The sequence below is a fragment of the Nonomuraea sp. NPDC050202 genome, assembly GCF_040656115.1.
Taxonomy (GTDB): Bacteria; Actinomycetota; Actinomycetes; order Streptosporangiales; family Streptosporangiaceae; genus Nonomuraea.
Window position 1 is genome coordinate 133,953 of the sequence record NZ_JBFALF010000016.1, and the last position, 25,596, is coordinate 159,548.

Annotated in this window: 23 protein-coding genes; 17 read left to right on the forward strand and 6 right to left on the reverse strand. The window is 72.9% G+C overall.

What is annotated here, in order from left to right; translation table 11 throughout:
• Positions 1-41 precede the first annotated feature (41 nt).
• Positions 42-200, forward strand: coding sequence for a hypothetical protein (locus AB0I79_RS34645; RefSeq protein ID WP_357882292.1), 159 nt, complete (start codon positions 42-44; stop codon positions 198-200).
• Between the two features lie 178 nt (positions 201-378).
• Here the strand turns inward: AB0I79_RS34645 and AB0I79_RS34650 are convergent, their stop codons facing one another.
• Complete coding sequence (locus tag AB0I79_RS34650) at positions 379-1,479, reverse strand: serine hydrolase domain-containing protein (protein ID WP_357882295.1); 1,101 nt, start codon at positions 1,477-1,479, stop codon at positions 379-381.
• A gap of 101 nt (positions 1,480-1,580) precedes the next feature.
• Here AB0I79_RS34650 and AB0I79_RS34655 point away from each other — a divergent pair, with 101 nt between their 5' ends.
• Entirely contained in the window at positions 1,581-2,219 is a 639-nt protein-coding gene (locus tag AB0I79_RS34655; RefSeq protein WP_357882298.1) for a TetR/AcrR family transcriptional regulator, read from the forward strand.
• Here AB0I79_RS34655 and AB0I79_RS34660 read toward each other — a convergent pair.
• Together AB0I79_RS34660 and AB0I79_RS34665 are read right to left on the reverse strand one after the other, a co-directional pair.
• Entirely contained in the window at positions 2,200-2,997 is a 798-nt protein-coding gene (locus tag AB0I79_RS34660) for an N-acetylmuramoyl-L-alanine amidase (RefSeq protein ID WP_357882301.1), read from the reverse strand. The two genes, AB0I79_RS34655 and AB0I79_RS34660, sit on opposite strands and share 20 nt — an antisense overlap.
• A gap of 88 nt (positions 2,998-3,085) precedes the next feature.
• Positions 3,086-4,771 carry a carbamoyltransferase C-terminal domain-containing protein gene (locus tag AB0I79_RS34665; RefSeq protein ID WP_357882304.1) on the reverse strand — a complete coding sequence of 562 codons (1,686 nt, stop codon included), beginning with the start codon at positions 4,769-4,771 and terminating at the stop codon, positions 3,086-3,088.
• Positions 4,772-5,086: 315 nt separating this feature from the next.
• On the opposite strand from AB0I79_RS34665, the gene AB0I79_RS34670 reads away from it, so the two are divergent.
• From AB0I79_RS34670 to AB0I79_RS34685, 4 genes are all read left to right on the forward strand, one after another.
• Complete coding sequence (locus AB0I79_RS34670; RefSeq protein ID WP_357882307.1) at positions 5,087-6,568, forward strand: APC family permease; 1,482 nt, start codon at positions 5,087-5,089, stop codon at positions 6,566-6,568.
• A 23-nt stretch (positions 6,569-6,591) separates the two neighbouring features.
• Positions 6,592-7,254, forward strand: coding sequence for a GNAT family N-acetyltransferase (locus AB0I79_RS34675; protein ID WP_357882310.1), 663 nt, complete (start codon positions 6,592-6,594; stop codon positions 7,252-7,254).
• 161 nt (positions 7,255-7,415) lie between these two features.
• Entirely contained in the window at positions 7,416-8,531 is a 1,116-nt protein-coding gene (locus tag AB0I79_RS34680; protein WP_357882313.1) for an alkaline phosphatase PhoX, read from the forward strand.
• Between the two features lie 190 nt (positions 8,532-8,721).
• On the forward strand, positions 8,722-9,573 hold the full coding sequence (locus AB0I79_RS34685; RefSeq protein WP_357882316.1) for an SGNH/GDSL hydrolase family protein: 852 nt from the start codon (positions 8,722-8,724) through the stop codon (positions 9,571-9,573).
• A gap of 40 nt (positions 9,574-9,613) precedes the next feature.
• Here the strand turns inward: AB0I79_RS34685 and AB0I79_RS34690 are convergent, their stop codons facing one another.
• Together AB0I79_RS34690 and AB0I79_RS34695 are read right to left on the reverse strand one after the other, a co-directional pair.
• Complete coding sequence (locus AB0I79_RS34690; RefSeq protein WP_357882319.1) at positions 9,614-10,801, reverse strand: helix-turn-helix domain-containing protein; 1,188 nt, start codon at positions 10,799-10,801, stop codon at positions 9,614-9,616.
• 134 nt (positions 10,802-10,935) lie between these two features.
• Entirely contained in the window at positions 10,936-11,403 is a 468-nt protein-coding gene (locus tag AB0I79_RS34695) for a hypothetical protein (protein ID WP_357882322.1), read from the reverse strand.
• A gap of 170 nt (positions 11,404-11,573) precedes the next feature.
• Here AB0I79_RS34695 and AB0I79_RS34700 point away from each other — a divergent pair, with 170 nt between their 5' ends.
• The 11 genes from AB0I79_RS34700 (at position 11,574) to AB0I79_RS34750 (ending at position 24,351) form a co-directional block, all read left to right on the forward strand.
• The gene (locus AB0I79_RS34700; RefSeq protein WP_357882325.1) at positions 11,574-14,939 is read left to right on the forward strand and encodes a BTAD domain-containing putative transcriptional regulator; all 3,366 of its coding nucleotides are present in this window, start codon (positions 11,574-11,576) and stop codon (positions 14,937-14,939) included.
• Positions 14,940-15,000: 61 nt separating this feature from the next.
• Positions 15,001-15,192 carry a hypothetical protein gene (locus AB0I79_RS34705; RefSeq protein ID WP_357882328.1) on the forward strand — a complete coding sequence of 64 codons (192 nt, stop codon included), beginning with the start codon at positions 15,001-15,003 and terminating at the stop codon, positions 15,190-15,192.
• Complete coding sequence (locus AB0I79_RS34710; RefSeq protein ID WP_357882331.1) at positions 15,179-15,403, forward strand: hypothetical protein; 225 nt, start codon at positions 15,179-15,181, stop codon at positions 15,401-15,403. The genes AB0I79_RS34705 and AB0I79_RS34710 overlap by 14 nt, the downstream gene beginning before the upstream one ends.
• A 171-nt stretch (positions 15,404-15,574) precedes the next feature.
• Positions 15,575-18,103, forward strand: a complete 2,529-nt coding sequence (locus AB0I79_RS34715) for a glycoside hydrolase family 9 protein (RefSeq protein ID WP_357882334.1) — start codon at positions 15,575-15,577, stop codon at positions 18,101-18,103.
• A 57-nt stretch (positions 18,104-18,160) separates the two neighbouring features.
• Positions 18,161-18,484, forward strand: a complete 324-nt coding sequence (locus AB0I79_RS34720; protein ID WP_357882337.1) for a PadR family transcriptional regulator — start codon at positions 18,161-18,163, stop codon at positions 18,482-18,484.
• Positions 18,481-19,377 (forward strand): hypothetical protein, encoded by an 897-nt coding sequence (locus AB0I79_RS34725; protein WP_357882340.1) that lies wholly within the window; start codon positions 18,481-18,483, stop codon positions 19,375-19,377. The genes AB0I79_RS34720 and AB0I79_RS34725 overlap by 4 nt, the downstream gene beginning before the upstream one ends.
• Before the next feature lie 34 nt (positions 19,378-19,411).
• Complete coding sequence (locus AB0I79_RS34730; RefSeq protein WP_357882343.1) at positions 19,412-20,305, forward strand: hypothetical protein; 894 nt, start codon at positions 19,412-19,414, stop codon at positions 20,303-20,305.
• Positions 20,306-20,315: 10 nt separating this feature from the next.
• Complete coding sequence (locus AB0I79_RS34735) at positions 20,316-22,049, forward strand: peptidoglycan-binding protein (protein WP_357882347.1); 1,734 nt, start codon at positions 20,316-20,318, stop codon at positions 22,047-22,049.
• Positions 22,042-22,719, forward strand: coding sequence for an ABC transporter ATP-binding protein (locus tag AB0I79_RS34740; protein WP_357882350.1), 678 nt, complete (start codon positions 22,042-22,044; stop codon positions 22,717-22,719). The genes AB0I79_RS34735 and AB0I79_RS34740 overlap by 8 nt, the downstream gene beginning before the upstream one ends.
• Positions 22,719-23,900 (forward strand): ABC transporter permease, encoded by a 1,182-nt coding sequence (locus tag AB0I79_RS34745; protein WP_357882354.1) that lies wholly within the window; start codon positions 22,719-22,721, stop codon positions 23,898-23,900. The genes AB0I79_RS34740 and AB0I79_RS34745 overlap by 1 nt, the downstream gene beginning before the upstream one ends.
• Positions 23,901-23,931: 31 nt before the next feature.
• Positions 23,932-24,351 (forward strand): hypothetical protein, encoded by a 420-nt coding sequence (locus AB0I79_RS34750; RefSeq protein WP_357882357.1) that lies wholly within the window; start codon positions 23,932-23,934, stop codon positions 24,349-24,351.
• 108 nt (positions 24,352-24,459) lie between these two features.
• On the opposite strand, the gene AB0I79_RS34755 is transcribed toward AB0I79_RS34750, so the two are convergent.
• Entirely contained in the window at positions 24,460-25,596 is a 1,137-nt protein-coding gene (locus AB0I79_RS34755; protein WP_357882360.1) for a tetratricopeptide repeat protein, read from the reverse strand.

Consider the following 25,596-nt stretch of genomic DNA (forward strand, 5'->3'; position numbering starts at 1 on the left):
GGAGTCACGAGGGCATGGACAATGCGTCAGGCCGCCCTACCGTGATTTTGGATAACGGCGTCGTCGGCCGGATCATGCTGGCCCATCCGTACCGGCGCGACCTGGTGCTCGTGCTCGGCATGGACGGCACCCTGCTGAGCTGCGAGCTCGACGACATCGCCTGCGTCGTCGGCGGCGAGCCGCTCTGCCGCGACGGCTGACCCCGGCCTGCCCACCGCGGCGGCCGGCCCGCACCGGCCTGTTCACCGCGGCGGCCGCCCCACGCAGGCCCGTTGCCCGCGACAAGGCTGACGTCCGCAGACCCGTTCACCGCAACAAGGCTGACGTCCGCAGGCCCGTTCACCGTGACAGGGCCGACGTCCGCAGGCCCGTCCACGCTCAGTGGGAGGTGACGATCCCGCCGATCAGCTCGGCCGCCGCGAAGTCGTTGGTGAGCCGGTTCTTGGTCAGCGCGAACGTGGTGCCGGTCGCCGTGTCGGCCCAGGCCGTGCTGCCGCCCGCGCCCCCCACGCCGAACACGGTCGGGGTCTGCTCCGGCGTCGAGCCGGGACGGCCGATGTTGAAGCCGAGCCCCCACGCGGACGGCATGCCGAAGACCTCGTCTGCGCCGCTCGCCGCCACGGCCGTCACCTCGCGCAGCCGTTCGGGCGTGATCAGCCGCACGCCGTCCACCTCGCCGAGCAGTGCCGCGTACACCCGCGCGATGGCCCTGGCCGAGGTCTTGCCGCCGGCGGGGATGTCGGCCGACAGGTAGTCGGGCCGGTTGCCCAGCTCGGCGTTGGGCATCAGCGTCATCGGCCCGGCCTTGAGCATCGGCAGGTCCGCCGGCATCTCGCCCCACGCGGACATGTCCATGGGCGCGTCCTCCAGCCGGGCCAGCCGCGCGTGCTCCTGCTCCGGCATCCCGAAGTACAGCTCGCCGGCCACCCCCAGCGGCCCCGCCACGTCCTCCCGCAGCACCTGCGAGATGGGCTTGCCGGTCGCCCGCCGGACGATCTCGCCGACGAGGAACCCGAACGTGTAGGCGTGGTAGCCCATCTTGGTGCCCGGCTCCCACCACAGCTCCGCGTCCTCCAGCGCGGCGACCATCTTGCCCCAGTCGCAGACGTCCTCGGGCGTGGTGTCGAGCGGCACGCCGGGCACGCCCGCCGTGTGCGAGAGCACGTGCCGCACGGTGACGCGCTCCTTGCCGTGCCGGGCGAACTCCGGCCACAGCTCGGCGACCGGGGTGTCGTAGCCGAACAGCCCCCGCTCGGCGAGCACGTGGGCCACGGCCGCGGTGGCGCCCTTGCCGATGGAGAAGTTGTAGAAGGGCGTGCCGGACGTGACGGGCCGCCCGGTCTCCGGGTCGGCGACGCCCGCCACCACGTCCACGATCTGGACGCCGTCCTGGTAGACGGCCACCTGGAGCCCGCGCTCCTCGCCCGACTCGACAAGCCTGTCGGCGGCTTCCTGCACCTGCTTCTGAAGATCACTCATGGCGTGTCCGTCCTTGTCCGTCGCTGGAACTAGACGGTACAGTACTCACATCAGTACGGAACTGTCTAGTACTGTTCTGGCAAGCGAACGAGAGGGCGGTCATGGCAGCGGAAGAAGACGGCCGGACGGCACGCAAGCGCAAGCAGATCCTGGAGGCGGCGCTCCCGGTGTTCCTGCGCAACGGCTACGTGGGCACCAGCATGGACGAGGTGGCCTCACTGGCCTCCGTGTCGAAGCAGACCGTCTACAAGCACTTCACCGACAAGGAACAGCTCTTCACCAGCATCATCATGGACACCACCGGCCAGGTGGAGGGGCTGGCCAGGATGATCACCACGGCGCTGGAAAGAAGCGACGACCTGGAGAAGGACCTCGGCGAGCTGGCCCGCCAGTTCCTCGCCCGCATCATGCGCCCCGACGTGCTGCGGCTGCGCCGGCTGGTGATCGCCGAGGCCGACCGCTTCCCCGACCTCGGCCGCACCTGGTACGCCCAGGGCTTCGAGCGCTCGCTCAAGACCATGACCACGGCCTTCGAGCGGCTCACCGAGCGCGGCCTGCTGCGCGCGGACGACCCGGCCCTGGCCGCCGAGCACTTCGTCGGCCTGCTGCTGTGGATCCCGGTGAACAAGGTGATGTTCTCCGGCAGCGGCGCCCACTACACCGACGCCGAGCTCGAACGCCTGGCGGAGGCCGGGGTGGCCGCGTTCCTGCGGGCCTACGCTAGCCCAGGAACCGCCTGATCCCGTCGGCCAGTGCGGCGGCCATGCGCTTGCGGAAGGCGGCGTCGGACATCTTGGCGGCGTCGCCCTCGTTGCGCATGTTGCCGCACTCGATGAACACCGCCGGCCGCTTCGACAGGTTGAGCCCACCCAGGTCGGTGCGGGTCTGCAGGCCGTTCTTCGCGGTGTAGTTCGCGTACGGCATGCCGGTGCCCTCGCGGTAGGCGTCGCGGACGGCCCGGCCGAGCCTGGCCGACGGCTTGACCACGTCGTCGTTGTGCCCGGGGAGCAGCCCGGGCATGATCACGTGGAACCCGTGCCCGCTCGGCGCGGCCCCGTCGCCGTGGATGGACAGCACCGCGTCCGCCCTGGCCTCGTTGCCGATCGCGGCCCGCTCGGTGACGCACGGGCCCACGCCCTTGTCGTCCGGCCGGGTGAGCACGACCTTGGCGCCCATGCCCTCCAGGATCGGCTTCAGCTGTCCGGCGACGTCCCAGGTGAAGGCGTGCTCCGGGAAGCCGTCGTCGGTCTCGGTGCCGGTGGTGTTGCACGCCTTGCGGCCGGTGATGATGTCGACCTGGCGGTTGATCTCCTCGGGGTGCGCGGCGTTGCCGCCGTTGTGCCCCGGGTCGAGCACGACGATCTTGCCTGCCAGCGGGCGCGCGCTCACGGTCGGGCTCGCCGGTGGGGAGGCGGGCAGCGCCGCCTCCTGGGCCGCGGGCACGGCGCCGCCGCCGCACCCGGCGGACAGCGCCGCGAGCATGGCCAGTGCCACGGGTCCGGCTCGGTAGGCGCGCATGCCACCGACCGTACCGGGCACCGGCCCGGAAACCCAAGACCCGCACTGACCTGGGATTTCGTGTCGCGGGCAAGGTTTGTCGCCGAGGTCAGGCGAGCTCTCCCGGCAGGGGCGGCTCCACCCGCTTGCGGATCAGGTACGGCGGCATCGCCAATGCGTGCATGCCGGTCCCGAGCAGGGTGTCGATCGAGTGCTCCGGCGTCTCCGCCAGCGGCTCGCCCGGGCCGTTCAGCGAGGTGTGGGCCAGGACGGGCGTGCCCGTGCGCTCGTGCCACCTCGTGAGCAGGGCGTGCAGGAACGGGGCGCTCTCCCGGGTGACCGTCTGCGGCCTGGCCGTGCCGTCCACGTGCGTGATCGCGGGCAGCCCGTCGCGGTGCTCGGGGCGGACGGCGGCGGCGTACTGCCTGAACGGGGCCGGCCGGTCCAGCGCGAAGAGCCGCGCGGCGTGCTCGGCCGGCACCAGCGCCGCCGGCGGGCGGAACCACTCGCGGCCCTTCGCCTCGAAGTTGACGTAGTCCTGCATGTCGGGGCCGCGCGGGTCGCCGAGGATGCTGCGGTTGCCCAGCGCGCGCGGGCCCGACTCGCTGCGGCCCTGGTGCAGCCCGACCACGCGGCCGCTCTCCAGCAGCGTGACCAGCGTGCCCGCCAGGTCCGCCGGCTGCTCGGCGTACAGGCCGGCGGGCAGGGCGCGCACGGCCGCCTCGATCGCGCTCCCGTCGGGGTCGGGGCCGAGGAAGTCGTCCGTCCAGCGGAAGCGGCTGTCCACGCCGAGGCAGGCGATGAGCCCGTACAGGGCGCAGCCCACGGCTGTGCCGCCGGCGTGCGGGCTGGGCGGGATGAACACCTCGCGGAACGGCGACTCGCGGATGAGCCGGCCGTTGGCTGAGCAGTTGAGCGCGGTGCCGCCGGCGAAGGCCAGCGCGTCCAGGCCGGTCTCGGCGTGCAGCCAGGCGACCACCTGGCCCAGCGCCCGCTCGAAGGCGCGCTGGCCGGCGGCGGCCAGGTTCGCGGCGCGGCGGAAGTCCTCGCCGCCCGGCTCGTAGACGAAGGCGTCGCGGCGGCCGAACGCCTCCAGCCAGGCGGGCGGGATGTGCACCTCGTGGCCGCGCACGTCGAGGTCGGGCAGGCCGAGCGCGTCCGGGTCGCCGTACGGGGCCAGCCCCGCCACCTTGCCCTCGTTGCCCTCGCCCTCGGGCCAGATCGCCTTCGTCAGCAGCGCGGAGAAGCAGCCGAGCCCGGCGGGCCTGGCCCAGTCGCCGTCCCAGAGCTGCTTGGCCAGGCACTCCAGGCGCCCGCGCCTGCACCGGTAGAACGAGGCCACCTCCAGCAGGTCGCCGCCGGTGTCCGGCGGCAGCGGGACCTCCTCGGTGAAGTCCCGGACGTGGCTCCCCTGCACGTCGATCACCAGCCCGGCCGCCTCCTCGAACGGCGAGGGGTAGAACGCGCTGTAGAGGTGGGAGAGGTGGTGCGAGACCAGCACGATCGACGCCCCGTCCTTGAGGCCGAGCGTCTTGCGCACCTCCTCGTGGTACGCGGGCGCGTGCTCGATCTCGGTGTCCGACGCGTAGCTCTCCACCACCAGGTCCACCGGCTCCTTCAGCAGCGGCATGGCCGGCAGGTAGCGGTCGGGCAGGTCACCGAGGCGGCCCCAGTGGTGCTTGCGGCGGCTGACGCGCTCCTTTTGCAGGCTGTACATGCCCGACTCGCCCACCGCGACGGCGATGGAGCCGTCCTGGGTGCGATTTATACCGACAACGATGGGAAAGTCCGCCATCTGCAGTGCCTCCTGATCGGAATCACGGGCACCGATACCCCAGCGAGGAACAAGTGGATCTCCCAACCGCGTAAGGGACACGTCAGCAGAGGTTGTCCTCGCCCGCTGGTCAGCGGGCCGGGAGCCGCGGACACGACCCTCGACCGGACATGACGTCGCCATGATTCGGACGCCCGTAAACCCCGCGGGACGCGCAGGACGCTGGCCGAGATCGACGATTCGCCGCACCATACGGACGTGCGTACGTGCTCACGCACCTGGCCCTCCACACCTGGCCCTCCGCACCTGGCCCTCCGCACCCCCTTGGAAGGAAGCATGTCGCGTACCACCCCGATCGACGCCGGGCACGACCCGGCCGGAACACTCGCCGCCGACCGGCTCGGCGCGCCCACGGTCGTCTACTTCGTCCTGTCGGCCGCCGCGCCGCTCACCGTCGTCGCCGGCGTGGTGACCACCGGCTACGCCGTCACCGGGATCACCGGGCTGCCGATCGCCTTCCTGGTCGTGGGCGCCGTGCTGGCGGTCTTCGCCGTCGGGTACGTGGCGATGGCCCGGCACCTGGCCAACGCCGGCGCGTTCTACACCTACGTCACCCGGGGGCTCGGCCGGCCCGCGGGCATCGCGGCGGCCTGGGTGGCGCTCATCGCGTACAACACGCTGCAGGTGGCGCTCTACGGTGCCTTCGGCGTGGCGAGCGCGCCGCTGCTCGAAGCGTGGCTGGGCGTCACGCCCGCCTGGTGGATCGTCTCGCTGGCCGCCTGGGCGCTGGTCGCGGTGCTCGGCGTGCTGCGCGTGGACGTCAACGGCCGGCTGCTGGCCGTGCTGCTGACCGCCGAGGTGGCGGTCATCCTGCTGTTCGACCTGGCCGACCTGATGAATCCGGCCGCCGCCGGATACTCCGCCGAGACGCTGTCGCCGGCCGCGCTGTTCGTGCCGGGCGTGGGGGCGCTGCTGGTGCTGGCCACGCTCGGGTTCGTCGGGTTCGAGTCGTCCGTGGTGTTCTCCGAGGAGAGCCGGGAGCCGCGGCGTACGGTGCCGATCGCCACGTACGCGTCCGTGGCGATCATCGCCCTGGTGTACGCGCTGTCGTCGTGGGCCATGACGGTCGCCATCGGGCCCGGCGAGATCGTGGCCACCGCGCGACGGGACCAGGCAGACACGATCTTCGTGCTGGCCGAGGCGCACCTGGGCCCCGTCGTGGTGTCCATCGCCAGGGTGCTCTTCGCCACCAGCGTCCTGGCCGCGATGATCTCCTTCCACAACACCACCTCCCGCTACTTCTTCGCGCTCGGCCGCGAGCGGGTGCTGCCGGCCGTCTTCGGCCGGACGCGGGCCCGCAGCGGGGCGCCCCAGGCGGGTTCGATCGCGCAGAGCGTGCTCGGCCTGGCCACGATCCTGCTGTACGCGATCCTCGGCCTCGACCCGCTCGTGCAGCTCTTCTTCTACGGCGGCGCCTTCGGCGGGCTCGGCGTGCTGCTGCTGATCTTCGTGACGTCCATCGCGGTCATCGTCTTCTTCGCCCGGCAGCCGAGCGGCGAGACGCTCGGCCGGCGGGTGATCGCGCCCGTGCCCGCCGCGATCGCACTGGCCGTGATGGTGTGGTTCGCGCTCGACAACTTCTGGGCGCTGCTGGGCGTGCCGGAGGGCGACGCCCTGGCCTCGGTGCTGCCGGCCGTCTACGGGCTCGCCGCGGCGCTCGGGGTGGTGTGGGCGTTCGTGCTGCGTGCCGGGCGACCCGCCGTTTACGCTGCGGTGGGGACGGGCGCCAAGGCGGCCACCGTCCCCGACGGCGCATGATCCACGAGAGGAGACCTGGGCCGATGGCAGAGACGTTCCGAACAGGACAGGCAGAGGCGTTCGGGCCCTGGCCGGTGATCCACCGCGAGAGCGGGGCGGCGTTCGCGTTACGGCCCGCCGTCCGCCTGGCCACGGCCGACGACGCGCAGCAGGTCGCCGAGCTGATCGCCACCGCGTTCGCCGGGCTGCGGCCCATGGCCTACCTGGTGCCCGATCGCAGGGAGCGGCACCGGATCATCGCCGCCAACTTCCGGATCTTCGTCGAGCACGCCGTCGAGCACGGCGAGATCCACCTCATCGACGACGGCCCCGCGGTGGCGGTGTGGTTCCCGTACACCTCGCCGCTGCCCGCCCCGCACGACTACGACCGCAGGCTCGCCGCGGCCACGGGCGCGTGGGAGGAGCGGTTCCGCACGCTGGACGAGCTGTTCGAGCAGAACCATCCGGCGGCGCCGCACCACCACCTGGCGTTCCTGGCGGTGCACCCCGACCGGCAGAACGAGGGGCTCGGCACGGCCCTGCTGCGCCACCAGCACGCCCGGCTGGCCGGGCTGCCCGCGTACCTGGAGGCCAGCGATCCGCGCAACCGCGACCTCTACGCGCGGCACGGCTACCAGGCGCGGGAACCGTTCGCGCTGCCGGACGGCGCGCTGTTCTGGCCGATGTGGCGGCCGGGCTCACCCTGATCCGCTCGCTGATCTGCTCGCTGATCCGCTCGCTGACGTGCTCGCTTTGTGAGGCGTCACAGATTTGACCGCCGACATTTACTCCCCTGTCCAGTTCACAGAATGACGAGCATGGCTCATCGTGTGTCTGCGAATCCAACCGCGACCACGGGAGAGCCCTCATGCGCCGCCGTACCTTCCTGACAGCCGTGCCCGTATCGGTGGCGTTCTCCGGCGCGGTGTGGCACGAGGCCGTGGCGTCGGTGTCAGCCGGGGAGAGCCCGTACGGGCCGCTCGGCGCACCCGACGCCAACGGCATGGCGTTACCCGCGGGCTTCACCGGCCGCGTCGTGGCCAGGACCGGCCGGAGCGTCGGCGGCACGCTCTGGCACCCCGCACCTGACGGCGGCGCCTGCTTCGCCGACGGCGCCGGCTGGATCTACGTGTCCAACTCCGAGGTGCCGCTGATCGGGGGCGCCTCGGCGATCAAGTTCAGGGCGGACGGCTCGATCGAGCGCGCGTACCGGATCCTGAGCGGCACGAACCTCAACTGCGCGGGCGGCGCCACCCCCTGGAACACCTGGCTGTCGTGCGAGGAGATCTTCCGCGGCCGGGTCTACGAGACCGACCCGTACGGCGTGCGCGCGGCCCAGCCCCGCCCGGCCATGGGCCGCTTCAAGCACGAGGCCGCCGCCTGCGACCCCGACCGCAGGGTCGTCTACCTCACCGAGGACGAGAGCGACGGCTGCTTCTACCGGTTCACCCCCACCACCTGGGGTGACCTGTCCAGCGGGCGGCTGGAGGTGCTGTGCGGCGACGGCACGGTGTGGCGCGAGGTCCCCGACCCCTCACCCGGCGTGCTGGAGCGCCAGACCAGGCACCAGGTGCCGGAGGCCAGGCACTTCGACGGCGGCGAGGGCTGCCACTACGCCGCCGGGGTCTGCTACTTCACCGCCAAGGGCGACCGCAAGGTGTGGGCGTACGACACCGCCCGCCAGACCGTCACCGCCATCTACGACGGCACCGGCACGCTCGACGGCGTGGACAACGTCACCGGGCTGAGAGGCGATCTCTACGTGGCCGAGGACGGCGGCAACATGGAGATCAACATCATCACGCCCGACGGCGTCGTAGCCCCGGTCATGCGCCTCGACGGGCATGCGCGGTCGGAGATCACCGGGCCCGCGTTCTCGCCCGACGGGACCCGGCTCTACTTCTCCTCGCAGCGCGGCACCAGCGGCGAGACCGCGGGCACCGGAGGCATCACCTACGAGGTGACCGGCCCCTTCCGCCGCTGACCCGGCCCTCGTGGCGCTGACCTGGCCCCCGCGGGCGCCAACCCGGCCCTCGCGGCGCCGACCTGGCCTCCGCGGCGCTGACCCGGCCCCCGCGGCGCCGACCCGGCACTCGCCGCGCCGGCCCGGTTCTCCCCCGCGCCGGCCGACCACGGATTCCGCACCCCCCACCCCCTGCCGGAAGGAGTCCATCATGGTCCGACGCACGATCCTCCTCCTCACCGCCGTCTGGCTCGCACTCTCCCTCGCCCCGCCCGCGCACGCGGCGCAGGCCGAGGTGTACGTGGCCCTGGGCGACTCGGCCGCCGCCGGACCGCTGGTGCCCAACCAGATCCACCTCGGCTGCCTGCGCTCCGACCGCAACTACCCGCGCCTGACGGCCCAGGCGATCGGCGCGGCCAGGTTCCGCGACGTGACCTGCTCGGGTGCCGAGACCGAGGACATGTACCAGCCGCAGAGCACCGAGCTCGGCGACGTGCCACCCCAGCTCGACGCGCTCAGCCAGGACACCACGCTGGTCACGGTGCAGATCGGCGCCAACGACGTCGGGCTGACCGACTTCATCGAGGACTGCCTGAACCTGCTGCCCCCGCCGATCGGCGACGCCTGCAACGACGACTACAACGTGGGCGGCCAGGACAAGTGGCGGGTCGACACCGACGCGCTGCGCCCCCGCCTGGCCACCCTGGTCTCCGACATCCGCGCCCGCGCCCCGCAGGCCAGGATCTTCGTGGTGGGGTACGGCACGTACGCACGGCCCGACGGCTGCTACCCGCGCGTCCCGATCATCAGGGCGGACGCGAACTACATCAGGGCCACGCTGCTGTACTTCAACCAGATGCTGGCCGAGCAGGCCGCCGCGGCCGGGGTGGGCTTCATCGACCTGCAGGCGCCGAGCGTCGGCCACGACCCCTGCGCCTCGGCCGGCACCCGGTGGATCGAGCCGTACGTACCCGCCTCGCCGGCCGCGCCGTTCCACCCGAACGCGGCGGGCATGCGCGGCTTCGCGACCGCCGTGACCGCCGCGGTCACCGGGGCCGTGTGAGGCTTCGCGACCGCGGTGACGGCCGGCGTCACCGGTGCGGTCACCGGGGTGGAGTGAGGCGGCGGGCCGCCAGGGCCGCCCCGATCCGCTGGAGGTGGGCCGGGTCCATCGGGTCCAGCCCGGTCAGGACGACGACCCTGCGCAGGCGGTAGTCGACGGTGTTTGGGTGCACGTGCAGCAGCTCGGCGGTGCGCCGCCGGTCCAGGCCCGTGTCCAGGTACGCCGTCAGCGTCCTGAGCAGGTCGGGGTTGTCGAGCAGCGGGTCGAGCAGCGCCGCCAGCAGCGCCGTGGCCTGGCTCGACCGGGTGAGCTGGTATTCGAGCAGCACGTCGGCCAGCCGGTAGCCGCCCGGCGGCTGCTCGAAGACCCGTACCACCTCCAGCACCTCCTCCACCAGCCGCGCCGCCGCCGGCACGCCCTGCGGCGGCGCGCACTCGGCGGCCAGCCACACGGGCACGCCCGCCGCCTTCCCCGCCGCCCCCGCCAGCTCGCCGAGCTCGGGCTCCTCCCCCTGGAGCGGTACCAGCACGAGCCCGCCCGCCGTGTCGAGTGCGGGCAGCACCGGCTCGGCCGCGTACCGCTGGAGCGCCGTCCTGAGCCGGTGCAGCTTGCGCCGCCCGGCGACCGGCGCGCCAGGCCCGTCCTCGTCGGGATGCCGCCCCGCCGCGACGGCCAGCACCAGGTAGCGCGGGGCCAGCCGCACGCCCGCCAGGGCCGCCCGGTCGCCGCCGAGCAGCGCGGCGACGGTGGCGTGCATGGCGTGCTGCTCCTGGCTGAGCAGGCTCTCGCGCTCCTCCAGGTACGCCGAGCAGACGGCGGCCGTGGCGGCCTCCATGTAGAGCAGGACGATCCGGCCGGCCTCCAGCACGTCGGCCAGGTCGTCCGGCTCGGCGCCCGCGAACAGCCGCTCGCACACCATGCGCGCCCCCAGGTGATAGGCCGCGAGCAGCGCCTCGAGCGGCACCCCCTCCTGGGCGCGGCGAGCCGCCGACTCCCGCAGCGGCACCAGGTCGGCCCTGGTGGGCGGGCGGCGCTCGCGGAAGGCGCGGGAGATCAGGCGGAGGTTGTGCTCGGTGATGGCCGTGATGTCGCCGTCGAGCTCCTCCTTCGGCAGCCGCCGGTAGACGGGGAGCTGCTCGGCGAAGCCCCGTACGAGCCGCCTGGCCAGCTTGGCGGTCTGGCGGTCGAGCAGCTCGTGCATCGGGCACCCGGCCAGGGTGAGAACCACGCTCGAACCCTGTCAGATCCCCGCGAATCGGTGAAGGCCCCGCCGGGAACCCGGCAGGGCCTTCCGCTCCACTGGCCGATCACCTTACTGGCCGGTCAGCTCCACTGGCCGATCACCTTACTGGCCGGTCAGCTCTACTGGCCGGTCAGCCTGAGCCAGACCGTGTAATCGTGCTTGCTGGACGACAGCACGCTCATCTCCTCGGTGGTCTCGCCCACGCTGAGGTCGTCGCAGACGTAGCCGTGGGCCCACGCCTCGCCGAGGCTGTCGCCGCCCGTGATGATCGGCGGGTCCACCTCACGCAGGTCGAAGGACTTGTTCTCGGTACGCAGGATGATCATGGACGGGTGGCCGAAGTGCTCCGGATTGCGGTCCCAGGTCGTGCTGCTCATCTCGACGTGACCGTTGTTGGGATACCAGTTCCCGTCGACCTTGAAGCGGAGCTCGTCCCTGCCGTCGTTCTCCCTGGGGTTGCTGAGCTCGATGTCGTAGAGGGTCACGACGCACGAGCCCGCCATGGCGTGCGCCGGGGCGGCGGCCACCACCGGCACGACCGCGCCCGCCGCGAGGGCGAGTGCGGCGATCAGTTGAGGAGTGCGCATACTCGGTTTCTCCTTGGTGTCGAACGCCCCGCGGCTGTCGCGAAACGCAGCGTCAGGATGGGCAGGACACCGTGAGCGCACCGTTAACGCCCAGGTGAGTCACGTAGAGCACAGGCCGGATGTAACTTTTCACACAGTACGGGCGGCGGGTGCGCGCCTACCCTTCGCGCATGAGTGAGTCGCTGACCGTGCTCCTGCTCGGCTCTCCGGAGCTCTCCGTCGCAGGCATGCCCATGGGCGTGCGCTCCGCCAAGGCCCGCGCCCTGCTCTGCTACCTCGCCACCACGGCCGCGCCCCGGCCGCGCGCCGAGCTGGCCACGCTGCTGTGGGGCGAGCGGCCGGACGCCAACGCCAGGGGCAGCCTGCGCCTGGCGCTGTCCGAGCTGCGCAAGGAGGTCGGCGGCTGGCTGGACGTCACCCGGGAGCATGTACGCCTGCGCGCGGCCGACGGGTGCTTCGTGGACCGCCACCGCCTCGCCCAGGCACCCACCGTGGCCGAGGCGCTGCGGCTGTGGCGCGGGGACTTCATGGCCGGGGTCTCCTTCTGCGACGCTCCCGCGTTCGCCGAGTGGCTGGAGTGCGAGCGCCGGGGAGTGCGGCTGCTCCTGCGCGAGGTGCTGCTGCGGGCCAGGAACGAGCCGGCCGAGCAGGTGGTGCGGCTGGCCCACATCGTGGCCGGGCTCGACCCGTACGACGAGGAGGCACACCGGCTGCTCATGACGGCGCTCGCCCAGGCGGGCAACCGGGCCGGGGCGCTGGCCTGCTACGACGAGCTGCGGCGGCGGCTGACCGCCGAGCTGGGCGTCGAGCCCGCGCCCGAGACCCGCGCGGTCAGGCAGCGGCTCGCCCCCTGCGCCGCCCCGGCCCGCCGCGCCCCCGTGCCCGTCCCCGGCACGGATCTGATCGGCAGGGACGCCGAGGTCGGGCGGCTGCGCGCGCTGCTGGCCCGCGAGCGCCTGGTCATCCTGGTGGGGCCGGGCGGCATCGGCAAGACCCGCCTCGCCATCGCCGGCGCCTCCCCGCCCCCGCTCCCCGACGCCGGGACGCCGACCGCCGCAGCCACCCCGAGACCGGCAGCCACAGCCGTCCCCGGTCTCCATCCCGGTCCCGTACCCGGCCCCAGCTCCGTCCCCTGTCCCGGTCCCGGCCTCGAGACGGCGTTCGTGTCGTTCGCCGGGGTGCGGCCCGAGGCGGCCGTCACCACGCTGGCCCGCCGCCTGGACGTGGACCTCTCACCGCCGCGCCCCGCCCTCGATCTCCTCCTGTCGGCCCTGTCCGCGCGCCCGCGCCCGCTCCTGCTCGTCCTGGACAACCTCGAACACCTCCCCGCCTTGGACCCGGTCATCGGCGAGCTGCTCCGCGCCGCTCCGGCTCTGCGCGTCCTGGCGACGAGCAGGCGGCGCCCTGACCTGCCCGGCCAGGTGGCGATCACCGTCGAAGGGCTGCGCGCACCGGCCGCCGAGGCGCTGTTCACGGCCAGGGCGGCCGCGGCGTGCCCGGGATTCGACCCGGACCGCGAGTCCTCCCTGGTCGCCGCGATCTGCGCCGCCACCGGCGGCCTGCCCCTGGCCATCGAGCTGGCGGCCGGCCTGCTGCGCGCCGTCCCGTGCGCCGCGCTGGCCAGGCACCTGAACGCGGACCTCGGCCTGCTGGCGGTGCCCGGCCCCGCCGCCCGCCCGCGGCACGCCTGCATGCGCACCGTCTTCGAGACCTCCTGGCGCCTGCTGGACGAGGCGGGGCGGCGCACTCTGGCGGCGCTGTCGGTATTCGGCGGCGGCTGCACGCTGGACGCCGCCCTCGAGGTCGCCCGTACCAGCCCGGACGTGCTCGTCCGCCTGGTGGACCACAGCATGATCCAGCTCACCCCCTCAGGCCGGTACGCCATCCACCCCCTCATCCAGCAGTACGCCGCCACCCACCTGACCCCCGAGGAACGCCGGACCGTGCGCGAGCGGCACGGCGACCACTTCGGCCGCCTGCTCGAACGCCACGCCGCCGCTCTCCAGGACGCGTCGGACGCGGAGGTCACCCGCGTGCTCGGCACCGAGCTGGACAACATCAGACCCGCCTGGGCGGCGTCGGGCCGGCCCCGCTTCCTGGAGCTCTACTGGACGTTGTGCCTGCGGCTGCGCCTGTACGAGGAGTCGGCGGCCGTCCTGCGCCGCCACCTCGCCCGTACCGTGGAGGAACCCCGGCTGCGGGCCCGCCACCTGTGGATGGCCGGGACCAGCGAACACCAGCTCGCCAGGGAGCACGAGGCCACCCGCCTGGCCAGGGCCGCGCTGGAGACGCTGGGCGAGCCGCTCCCGGAGTCGCGCCACGGCCTCGCCGCCGCGACCCTGGCCGCCGCCATCCGTCAGCTCGCGCACCGATTACTCCCGCCCCGCCCGGCACCCGAGGGGCGGGAGGCCGCGCAGGCCCTGACCATGCTGGCCCGGCTCGCCTACCACCAGCAGGACATGCCGACGATGCTGGCCGCCTCGCTCCGCCAGCTCAACGCCGCCGAGCGCAGCGATGACGCCGCCCTGCGGGCGGAGGCGTACGCGAACGCCGCCACGATCACCCGCGTCGCCGGCCGCCACCGCCTGGCCACCCGCTACGGCAGGCTGGCCGACCGCGCTCTCGCGGACGTCGAGCACGCCGCGGAGGCCGCGCACCGCGCCCGCCTGGCGCGCGGCCTCGACCAGCTCTACACGGGCGCGTTCGAGGCGGCCCGCCGCTCGTTCGCCGAGTGCCGCGCCAGGACGCTGGCCCCGCGCGTGGCCGAGAACTGCTCGGGCCTGCTCGCCGAGACGGCACTGTGGCAGGGCCGGTTCGAGACGGCGGCGGGGCTGTTCGCCGCCACGGCGGAGCAGGCGGCCGGCCGCCTCGGCGGGAACGACATCGCCCGCCACTGGTGCCTGCTCGGCCAGGTCGAAGCCATGCTGCGGCTGGACACGGCGCCCCCGGAACGCATCGGGCAGGTGCTGGCCGCGGCCGGCGCCTCGATCGAGTACCGCCGCTCCCAGGAGAAGCAGCTCGGCCTCCGGGACGGCCCGGTCATGCGCGCCATCCAGGACATGCGCCTGCTCACCGCCACCGCCCGGCTCCGAACCCTGCACCTGCCCACGGAGCCGACACAGGCCGCGACCGGCGACAAGGCCCGGCACGTGCCCACGGAGCCGGCACACGCCGCGACCGGCGGCGACGCGTGGCAGGTGCTCGCCGAGGTGCTCGCCCTGGCCGGGCGCCTGCCGTCCGCGCACCGCGGCATGCTGGAGTGCTGGTCGGGGCTCGCCGAGCTGCTCTGGTCCCTCGACCCCTGGCCGGACCGGGCGACCGCCCGCCTCCTCCACACCCACCTGGCGAGGTACACCACCAGGAACCCGGGCGCCGCGGCCAGGCTCGGCTGGGCCCGCGCCCTCGTCCTGGCCGCCGCGGGCAGGCACGGCGCGGCACGCAAGGCGGCCGAGCAGGCGCTGGCCACCGCGACCCGCCTGGCCGCACCCTACGACCAGCGCAGAGCCGAGGAGATCATCCAGCGGCTCACCCGCTGACCCCACCCGAATGACCAGAGCTCCATGCCGTCTCGCCACGCCGCTGCGGCATGGTGAACCCATGGGACCTGACACCCACCCGAACGCCGTGCTCACCCGGCGCCTGTACGAGCTGATCGGCCATGGCGATCGCACCGGTTGTCTCGACCTGATCGCCGACGACGCCGTCTTCCACATCGGCGGCGACAGCATCGTGGCAAGGCGAGCATCGCGGCAAGGACGCCATCATCAGGCTCGGCATGCTCGTGTCTGAAGAGACGGGCGGCACCTTCCAGACCGGGCTGCTCTCCGTACAGGCCAACGACTCCTACTCGGTCACCCTGCACCGCTGGACGGCGCAGCGCCGTGGGGAGCGCGTCGAGATGGACAACTTCAACGTCTACGGCTTCGCGCGAGGGCTGGTCGTGGCACGCTGGGAGTACGTGGCCGACCAGCGCGCCCACGACGCTTTCTGGCGCCGATGACGGCTCGCTGGCACCAACAGCGGTCGGGCAGCTGCTTCGCCGTTTGAAAGTTTCACGCTCTTCAACCCCGGTCCGTGCGCACCCGTTGACGTGGCGGCACCCGCAAAGGAGGATCGGATTCCGCGCTGTTTTGGGAGCGCTCCCAATCCCCCCGCCCCATCAAGGACCTCCATGACCCGATGCCGGGCCGCCTTACTGGCCCTCCTCACCATGGTCGCCCTGACCCCCGCCACGGCCGCGCTGGCCGAGGACGAGGGGCCCGAGCAGATCGTGAACGGCACCTTCGACGCCGGCACCGCCCCCTGGTGGAGCACCGGCAACACCACCCTCACCGTGCAGGACGGCCGGGCCTGCGCCGACATCCCCGGCGGCACCGCCAACCCGTGGGACGTCATCATCGGCCAGGACAACCTCCCGCTGGTGGAGGGCGAGTCGTACGCCTACCGCTTCTTCGCCTCCGCGACCCCGGCCAAGGTCGGCAGGGCGCTGATCCAGCTCCCCGTGGACCCCTGGACCCAGTACCTGTCGGCCGCGCCGGAGATGAGCGTCTCGGGCAACAGCTACTCCTTCACGTTCACCGCCCCGGTGTCGCTGCCGAACGCGCAGGTCGTCTTCCAGTTGGGCGGCAGCGCCGAGCCTTGGAGGTTCTGCATGGACGACGTGTCGCTCAAGGGCGGCGCCGAGCCAGAGGAGTACGAGCCGGACACCGGCCCCCGCGTCCGCGTGAACATGGTCGGATACCTCCCCGAGGGCCCCAAGAAGGCCACGCTGGTCACCGAGGCCACCGAGCCGCTGGCCTGGGAGCTGAAGAACGCCGACAAGGAGACGGTGGCCGCCGGTGAGACCGTCCCCAGGGGTGTGGACGCCAGCTCCGGGCAGAACGTCCACACGCTCGACTTCGGCTCCTACCGCAAGCCGGGCGAGGGCTACACGCTGACGGCCGACGGTGAGACGAGCAGGCCGTTCGACATCGCGGCCGACCTCTACGACCAGCTCCCGGCGGACGCGCTGAAGTTCTACTACACCCAGCGCAGCGGCATCGAGATCCGCGACGACCTCAGGCCGGGTTACGGCCGCCCCGCGGGCCACGTCGGCGTCGAGCCGAACCAGGGCGACGTGGAGGTGCCCTGCCAGCCGGGCGTCTGCGACTACACCCTGAACGTCAAGGGCGGCTGGTACGACGCCGGCGACCACGGCAAGTACGTCGTCAACGGCGGCATCTCCGTCCACCAGCTCATGGCCACCTACGAGCGGGACAAGGCCGCGTTCGGGGACGGACAGCTCGACATCCCGGAGAGCGGCAACGGCCGGCCGGACATCCTGGACGAGGCCCGCTGGGAGCAGGAGTTCCTGCTGAGCATGCAGGTGCCGGACGGCAAGCCGTTCGCGGGCATGGCGCACCACAAGATCCACGACCGGAACTGGACCGGCCTGCCCCTGCTGCCGCACCTGGACCCGCAGCCGCGCGAGCTGCACCCGCCGTCCACGGCCGCCACGCTGAACCTGGCGGCGACGGCCGCGCAGGCGGCCCGCCTGTACGCCCCGTACGACGCCGCGTTCGCCGCCAGGAACCTCGCGGCGGCCCGCAAGGCGTGGGCGGCGGCCAGGGCCAACCCGGAGAAGTACGCCGACCCGAACGACGGCATCGGCGGCGGCGCCTACAGCGACGGCGACGTGAGCGACGAGTTCTACTGGGCGGCGGCGGAGCTGTTCATCACGACGGGCGAGAAGGAGTTCAGGGACTTCGTGCTGGCCTCGCCGCACCACACCGGCGACGTCTGGCGCGAGCGCGGCTTCGACTGGGGCAACACCGCCCAGCTCGGCCGGCTGGAGCTGGCGACCGTGCCGAACGCGCTGCCCGACCGGGACCGGGTGCGGCAGTCGGTGGTCGAGGGGGCCGAGAAGTACCTGGCGATCCAGACCGCGCACCCGTACGGCCTGCCGTACAACCCGCCGGACTTCGACTGGGGCTCCAACAACCTGGTGCTGAACAACATGGTCGTCATGGCCACCGCCTACGATCTGACCGGCCAGGAGAAGTACCGCGCGGCCGTGCGTGAGGGCATGGACTACATCCTCGGCCGCAACGCGCTCAACCAGTCGTACGTCACCGGTTACGGCGAGGTGGCCTCGAAGAACCAGCACAGCCGCTGGTACGCCCGCCAGCTCGACCCCACCCTGCCCAACCCGCCGCGCGGCACGCTGTCCGGCGGCCCGAACTCCGCCATCCAGGACCCGCTCGCGCAGCGGCTGCTCACGGGCTGCAAGCCGCAGTTCTGCTACATCGACCACATCGAGTCGTGGGCGACGAACGAGCTGACCATCAACTGGAACTCCCCGCTGGCCTGGGTCTCGGCGTTCCTGGCCGACAGGGGCGGGCGCGCGGACTGCCGGGTGCGCTACTCGGCGCACGGCTCGTGGCCGGGCGGGTTCACCGCGCAGGTCGTGATCGAGAACACCGGCAAGGAGCCGGTGGACGGCTGGAGCCTGCGCTGGTCGTTCCTGAGCGGGCAGCGTGCCGGGCACGCCTGGGGTGCGGCGCTGTCGCAGTCCGGCTCGGTGGTGACGGCCAGGGATCTGCGCTGGAACGGCAAGATCAAGCCGGGGCAGAAGGTGACGTTCGGGTTCAACGGCACGAACGCCTCCGGCCCCAACCCCGCGCCCGAGGTGTTCCACCTCAACGGCGTGCGCTGCAAGTAACGGCGAGAGTCCCCTGGGCGTTGCGGACACTTCGTTGAACGGAATACTGTCGTCCCCATGCCCAGGGGAACCTCTGAAGTCAGCGAGCCGATGTACTTCGTGCTCACCGCACTGCGCGCGGGCCCGCTGCACGGCCACGCGATCAGCAAGGAGATCAAGGAGCTGTCGCGGGGGCGGGTCCAGCCGTCCGTGGGCACGCTCTACGGCATCCTGGAGCGCCTGAACGAGCGAGGCGTGATCACCGTGGACCGCGAGGAGACGGTCAACGGCCGCAACCGGCGCTACTTCAGGATCACCCCCGAGGGCCAGGAACTCGTGGAGGCCGAGGCCAGGCGGATGCAGGAGGCGGCCGCCCTGGTCCTGCGCCCGTCCGGCGCATGACGGCGCCCTGCGACCCTCTCGAACGGCGTTATCGCAGGTTACTGCTGGCCTATCCGCGTACGTACCGGCGGGCGCACGGCGACGAACTGCTCGACGTGCTCCTGGAGGAGGCCGCGCCCGGCCAGAGGGTCCCCGTGCCCAGGGAGGCGTGGGGGCTGCTGACGGGCGGCCTGCGCAGCCGCATCACACACCAGGCGACCGGCAGCGCCTGGGTGGACGGCCTGCATCTCGGCGTCACGGCCGTCGCGGCGGTGAACCTGTCGGCGCTGCTGCCGTACGCGCAGGCGCTGCCGCTGTGGACGCTGGTGTCGGCGCTGGCACTGCTGGCGATCCTGCGCGGCCGGTCGCGTACGGCCTTCCCGCTCACGCTCCTCGCCGGCGTGAAGGCGGTGGGGATCGCCGCCGGCCGGCAGGAGTTCGACGTCACCGTGCTGCCGGTGCTGCCGAACCCGCTCTCGAGCCGAGCCCTGTTCGAGGACAGCGACCCGTTCCTGGTGGCCGTCGGCTACGCGATCGTGCTGATCGGCCTGGCGGTGCTCGCGTGGCCGAGGCGGCCGGTGCGGGCCAGGTCGTACTGGTGGTGGGCGGCGGTCGTGCCGGCCGCGTGGGCGGGGCCCGCGTGGATGCCGGAGGACACGCTGTACCTGATCAGCCTGAGCAGGATGTCCGTGGAGGTGGCGGCGTTCGGGCTGGTGGTGGCGGCGGGTTACCTGACTCGCGACTACCGGTGGGCGCTGGCGTCGGGGATCTATCTCCTGGTGGTCTCCTGCGACCTGGCCTTTCACGCCGAACACCTCGCCAGGCAGCACCTCGCCTACGCGGGGATCCTCAGTCTGCTGCTCCTGGCCGCCGCGTTCGCGCCGCTCCGCCAGCGGAGGCACTGCCTCGATTGACCATACTACGTTTAACGAAGTATGGTCTCCTGCCATGTCGAAGCGATCCCACCTGGCACTTGCCCTGGCCTGCTCGGCGGCCTTCCTCTGCGGCTGCGGGGGCGCCGCGGAGAGCGCCGCGCCGCCCTCGCCCGCGGCGAGCGCCGCCGCCAAGGACAAGCGGCACCAGTTCGAGGCGGCCAAGGCCGACTGCATGAAGCAGAAGGGCTTCAAGTACGTGCCGTACGTGCGGCCGACGGAGGCCGCGACCGAGGACGAGCGAAAGCGCGATTCAGGCGACTACCAGGCAATGCTGAAATATCGCGAGAAGTACGGGTTCGGGGTGTTCGCCGTGCACGTCTACCCCAAGGAGATCGAGGGCCCCGGCTCGGAGATCCCCATCGCCGATCCGAACGCCGAGGTCCAGGGGTCCCTGTCCGGGGCCCAGCTCGACGCCTACAACAAGGCCAAGAACGCCTGCATGGCCATTGTCGGCAAGCAGGTGCTCGGCCTGGACCTGAAGTCGAACATCGACTACTTCAACCACATGGCCCTGGCGCACAGGCGGGCCAAGGCGGCCGAGCTCGACGGCGATGCCGGCCTGGTGGAGCTGGCGGGCACCATGGGCACCTGCCTCAAGGGCAAGGGTTACCGGGTCTCCGACACCAAGCCGACGGCCATCGCGCGCCGCGGCAAGAACGAGTTCATGGAGCGGCAGAGCGCCATCGGCCGTGAGCAGCGGCCCGAGGTGGTCGCGGGCGAGAAAATGACCAAGCAGACCCGGCAGCTCGTCATGCCGACGCTCACTCCCCAGCAGGCCCGGCCGTACCTGGACAAGGAGATCAAGGCGGCGCTCGACGACCTGGAGTGCGGCAGGGACTTCTACGCGGCGTACGCGCCCAAGGAGACCGCGCTCCAGCAGCGGGTCAACGACCAGTTCGCGTTCTGACGACGCCGCCATGAGGAAGATGCTCGCCGGGGTCGTCGCCGGCGTCGTGGTCGTCGCGGGCGCGGGCTGGGCGGTCGGCTCCCGGCTGCGCTCCCCCGCCGACGAGGCGGCCCGCCGGGCCGCGCCCGCGGCCTCGCTGGTCACCGCCGCGGTCGAGCGCCGCAAGCTGGTCAGCACCGTGGTGCTCAGCGGCACCCTCGAGTACGGCTCGCCACTGCCGATCAGCCTGGCCGGCGTGGTCGGCGGTACGGCCGAGCCGCAGCGGGCCACCCGGGCACCGCGCAAGGGCCGCATCGTGGAAGGCGCCGTGCTGATGGAGGTCAACGGCCGTCCGGTGTTCGCGCTGCGCGGCGCCGTACCGATGCACCGCACGATCGCCCCCGGCACCGAGGGGGACGACGTGAAGCAGGTGCAGCGGGCCCTGCGCAGGCTCGGGTACGCCGCACCGGCCACGGGCGTGTTCGACCAGGCCACGATCGCCGCGATCAGGAAGCTGTACGCCGCGAAGGGCTACGAGGCGCAGCAGCCGGCACTGGCCGACCGGCAGATGTACGACACGCTGCGCAAGGCCGTACGGACGGCCGAGGAGACGCTCGCGACCGAGAAGCAGGCCCTGGACCGAAGCCGGGACGTGCTGCCGCTGAAGGTCAGGCTGGACAACGCGGAGCAGGACCTGAAGTCGGCGCGGGCCGCGCTGGCCGAGGCCCGGTCCCGCGAGCGCACCCCCGCGGACGAGACCAGGCTGGCGGCGGCGGAATCGGCGGTCAGAGCGGCCGAGGAGCGGCTGCTGGAGGCCGAGCAGGCGCTCGCGGCGGCCAGGAATCAGCCGACCGCCACCCCATCTGGCACCCCAACCGGCACGCCGGCTGGCGCTGCCACGGGCACGTCGGCCGGGACGCCCGCCGACACGGGCCTGCTGGAGCTCAAGGTGGCCAACGCCAGGGCGGACCTGGCCGCCGCCCAGGACGCCCTCGACCGGGCGTGGGAGGAGGCGCGGCAGACCAGGGACGACAAGCTCGACGAGCTGCGCAAGGCCGTGCGGACCGCGAAGGAGGCGGTGGTCACCGCCGAGCAGGCGCTGCGGCAGGCCAGACAGCTCTCGCCGGCCAGGCTCAAGGTGGCCAACGCGGGCAAGGACGTGGCGGCGGCCAAGGAGCTGCTGGCCGAGTACGCCCGCACGTACGGCGTGTCGATCCCGCCCGGCGAGGTGGTGTTCCTGCCGGAGCTGCCCGCCCGCGTGCGGAAGGTGTCGGTCAAGGCGGGACAGCGCGTCGAGGACGAGGTGGCCACCGTGACCAGCTCCACGTTCGCGGTGACGGGGTCGGTCGAGGCAGCCGAGTCGGAGCTGCTGCGCGCCGGCATGGAGGCCGCCGTCGAGGTGGACCCGGACAGGACGTACCCGGCCAGGCTCACCGCGGTCGGCGAGAAGGCCAGGCTGCCCGGCGGGGAGGAGCCGCCCGAGGGCTCCGTACCCGTCCTGATCACGCCGTCGGGGAGCAAGGGGCTGCGGGCCGGTGCCGCGGTCACCGCGCGGGTGACCGTGGGGGCCACGGACGAGCCGGTGCTGGTGGTGCCGGTGGCCGCGGTGATCACCTCGGCGGACGGGAAGGCGCGGGTGCGGGTCGAGTACGCCACGGACAGGACCAGGGACGTCGAGGTCCGCGCGGGCCTGACAGCCGACGGGTACGTCGAGGTCAGCGGCGCGCTCAAGGAGGGCGACCGGGTGGTGATCAGCGGTGCCTGAGCGACCGGTGATCGAGCTGACGGGCGTCGGCAAGGACTTCCCGGCGCAGCCGCCCGTCCGCGCCCTGCGCGAGGTCTCGCTCCGCGTGGACCGTGGCGACCACCTGGCGATCGTCGGCCCGTCGGGCTCCGGCAAGTCCACGTTGCTGAACGTGCTGGGCCTCCTGGACCGTCCCTCTTGCGGTAGTTACCTCCTGGACGGCACGGAGACCACTACGCTCCGGGACGGGGCCAGAACCCGGTTGCGCGGCGACCGGATCGGCTTCGTCTTCCAGTCCTTCCACCTGCTCCCCCACCGCAGTGTGGTGGAGAACGTCATGCTCGCCGAGCTGTACGGCGCGCGCAGGCGCAGGGGCAGGAGGGAGCGGGCCCTGGCGGCGCTGGAGCGGGTGGGTCTCGGACACCGGGCCGGGTTCACGCCGGGCCGGCTGTCCGGGGGCGAACGCCAGCGCGCGGCCATCGCCAGGGCCCTCTTGGGAGACCCGTCGCTGCTGCTCTGCGACGAGCCCACGGGCAACCTCGACAGCCGCAACACCGAGACGGTGCTGGACCTGTTCGCCGAGCTGCGGGAGCAGGGGCTGACGATCGTGGTGATCACGCACGAGCAGGAGGTCAGCGAGCGGGCCCGGCGCCGGGTGCGGATCACCGACGGCATCCTGGTGGAGGAGTGATGGACGTGCGCGACCTGGCCGGCGAGGCCGTCGCCGGCGTGCTCGCCAGGCCGGTCCGCTCGGCGCTCACCACGCTCGGCACGGTGCTCGGGATCACCACGCTGGTCGTCACGCTCGGCGTGGCCGCCACCGCGGGCAACCAGATCGTCGGCCACTTCGACGAGCTGGTCGCCACGGCCGTCACCGTGGAGGTGCCCCGGCCCACGACCGGCCCGCCGCTGGTGGAGTGGGACGCCGTCGAGCGGCTGACCAGGCTGCGCGGCGTGGAGTCGGCCGCCGCGGTGGCCGACGCGGACGAGGGCGCCGACCTGGCCGTACGCTCCAACGACCTCGTGGACCCCACCACGGTCACCACGCGGACCCTGACCGTGCTGGCCGCCACGACGGGGCTGCCCGAGGCCGCGCGCGGCAGGATGACGCAGGGCCGCTTCTACGACGCCGGGCACGTCGAGCGTGGCGACCGCGTGGCGGTGATCGGCGACGAGGCGGCCAGGATGCTCGGCGTCGCCCGGCTCGACCGGGCACCGGCGATCTTCATCGGGAAGCACGCGTACACGGTGATCGGCATCCTCGGCGAGCTGCGCCGCGAGAAGAACCTGAGCACCGCCGTGATCGTGCCGCCCGCCGCGGGCCGGCAGTTCGGGCTGCGCGACGTCACCAGGGTGCTGGTCAACACCAGCCTGGGCGCCACCGGGCTGATCGCCCGCCAGGCCCCGGCGGCGCTCAGCCCGGGCAACGGCGACCTGCTGCGGGTGATCTCCCCGCCCGATCCCGTCAGGGCGCGGGACGGCGCGCAGGACGACGTCGACGCGCTGTTCCTGATCCTCGGCCTGGTCTCGCTGGTCGTCGGCGCCGTCGGCATCGCCAATGTCACGCTCGTCACCGTGATGGAGCGGGTCCCGGAGATCGGCCTGCGCCGCGCGCTCGGCGCGGCCAGGCGGCACGTCGCCGCGCAGTTCCTACTGGAGTCCACGCTGATCGGGCTGACCGGCGGCGTGATCGGGGCGAGCCTGGGCGTGGTCGCGGTCGTCGCGGTCTCGGCCGTCCAGCAGTGGACGCCGCTGCTGGACGCACGGCTGGCGGTCGCCGCGCCGGTCGCGGGAGCCCTGGTCGGGCTGCTGGCCGGGCTCTACCCGGCGCTGCGCGCGGCCCGGATGGAGCCGGTCGACGCGCTCAGGTGAGCCGATCGGGGCCCTGATACGTCCTAGGGACATGAGGATCTGGCGAATCGTGCTCCTGCCTGTGCTCGTGCCGGCGCTGAGCACGTCCATGGCTCCGGCGCAGGCGGAGGTCGCCCCGAAGCGGGTGCTCGTGGAGCTGCGCAAGCAGGGCGGCTTCGCGGGGCTGAACGACCGCGTGATCGTCTTCGGCAACGGGTGCGCGCGGCTCAGCCGCCGTACGGGGCCGACCATCGACAAGTGCCTGACCGCCAAGGAGGAGCGCCGGCTGCGCGGCCACCTGCGGCACCTGAAGATCGGCCGCTCGCAGCGGCCGCCGCAGGGGGCGGACTTCATCACGTTCACGCTGGCCTACGACAAGCGGCGGGCCAGCGTGTACGACCTGCCCTCGACCTGGCAGCCGGTGGTCCGGCACCTGGACAAGATCATGGAGAAGTACTGGGCCCCCGACTGACGAGGCCCCGGCGCGGTGGGCCAGGAGGTCAGCTCCTGGAACCGCCCACGGGATCGCGGCAGGGCCAGGAGGTCAGCTCCTGGAACCGCCCACGGGATCGCGGCAGGGCTAGGAGGTCAGCTCCTGGAGCTGCTCAGGAGTGGCGCCGAGGCGTTCGGCCTCCTGGGCCAACCCGGCGACCTCGTCCTCTCGCCCCTCCTGGCGGAGCAGCTCGGCGTAGGAGTAGACGGCGCTCAGCCAGCCCGCGGCGATGCTCTCCTTGAAGTGCTCCTCGGCCGCCTTCGTGGCGCCACGGCTCTGGTAGATCAGGGCCAGCTCCTCGTGCGCGGCGGTGGAGCCGTCCTCGACGGCCTGGTCGAGGTGGCCGACGGCCTCGTCGATGCGGCCCCTGCCGGCGAGGAACTCACCGTAGTAGTAGTGCGCGCCCTCCTCGCCGGCGGCCAGGGCCGCCTGGAAGCCCGCCTCCGCCGCGTCGTCCTCGCCGCTGTCGGCCAGGAACCTGGCGCGGGCCGCTTGAGCGCCCTCCACCTTCTCGGCCGCGGCGCGGTCGTACAGCAGGCGGGCGGCCTCGGTGTTGCCCATCTGCTCCTCGGCGGCGGCCAGCTTCAGCAGGGCCGTGGACCCGGACTGGCCCTGGACCTCCAGCCCCTGCCGCAACCAGGCCGCGGCCGCCTCGGGGTCGCCCCGGTCGAGCTCCATGCCGCCCAGGTTGCTGAAGGCCAGCGCATCGCCCTCCTCGGCGGCGCGGCGGAACAGCAGCTCGGCCTCCTCCTGCCGCGAGTCGTCCTCGCTGAGGAAGGAGCCGAAGTCGTTCAGCGCGCCGGGCTCGCCGCGGTCGATCGCGATGCGGTACCAGTGCTCGGCGCGCTCGCGGTCGCCCACGGCGTCGGCCCAGATGGTGGCGGCCCGCAGCGCCTGCAGCGGGTGGCCGTCGGCCTGCTCCATGAGCGTGGCGGCCGCCACGGCCCGGTCGGTCTGGACCAGGAGGTCGGACAGCCAGTCTCGGGCCTCCTCCTCGCCCTTGGCCAGGGCCTCGCGCAGCACGGCCTCGGCGGCCTCGTCCTCGCCGAGGTGGAACAGCATCTCGCCGTGGCCCGTCGCGGCGCCGGGGATGCCGCGCCGCGCGGCCTCGGCGTACAGGGCGGCCGCCGCCGCGTAATCCTCCGCCTCGGCCAACCGCTCGGCCCTGGCGAGCAGATCGTCGGCGCTCACGTCCATGCCCCCATCCTGCGCTACCGCGCTCAT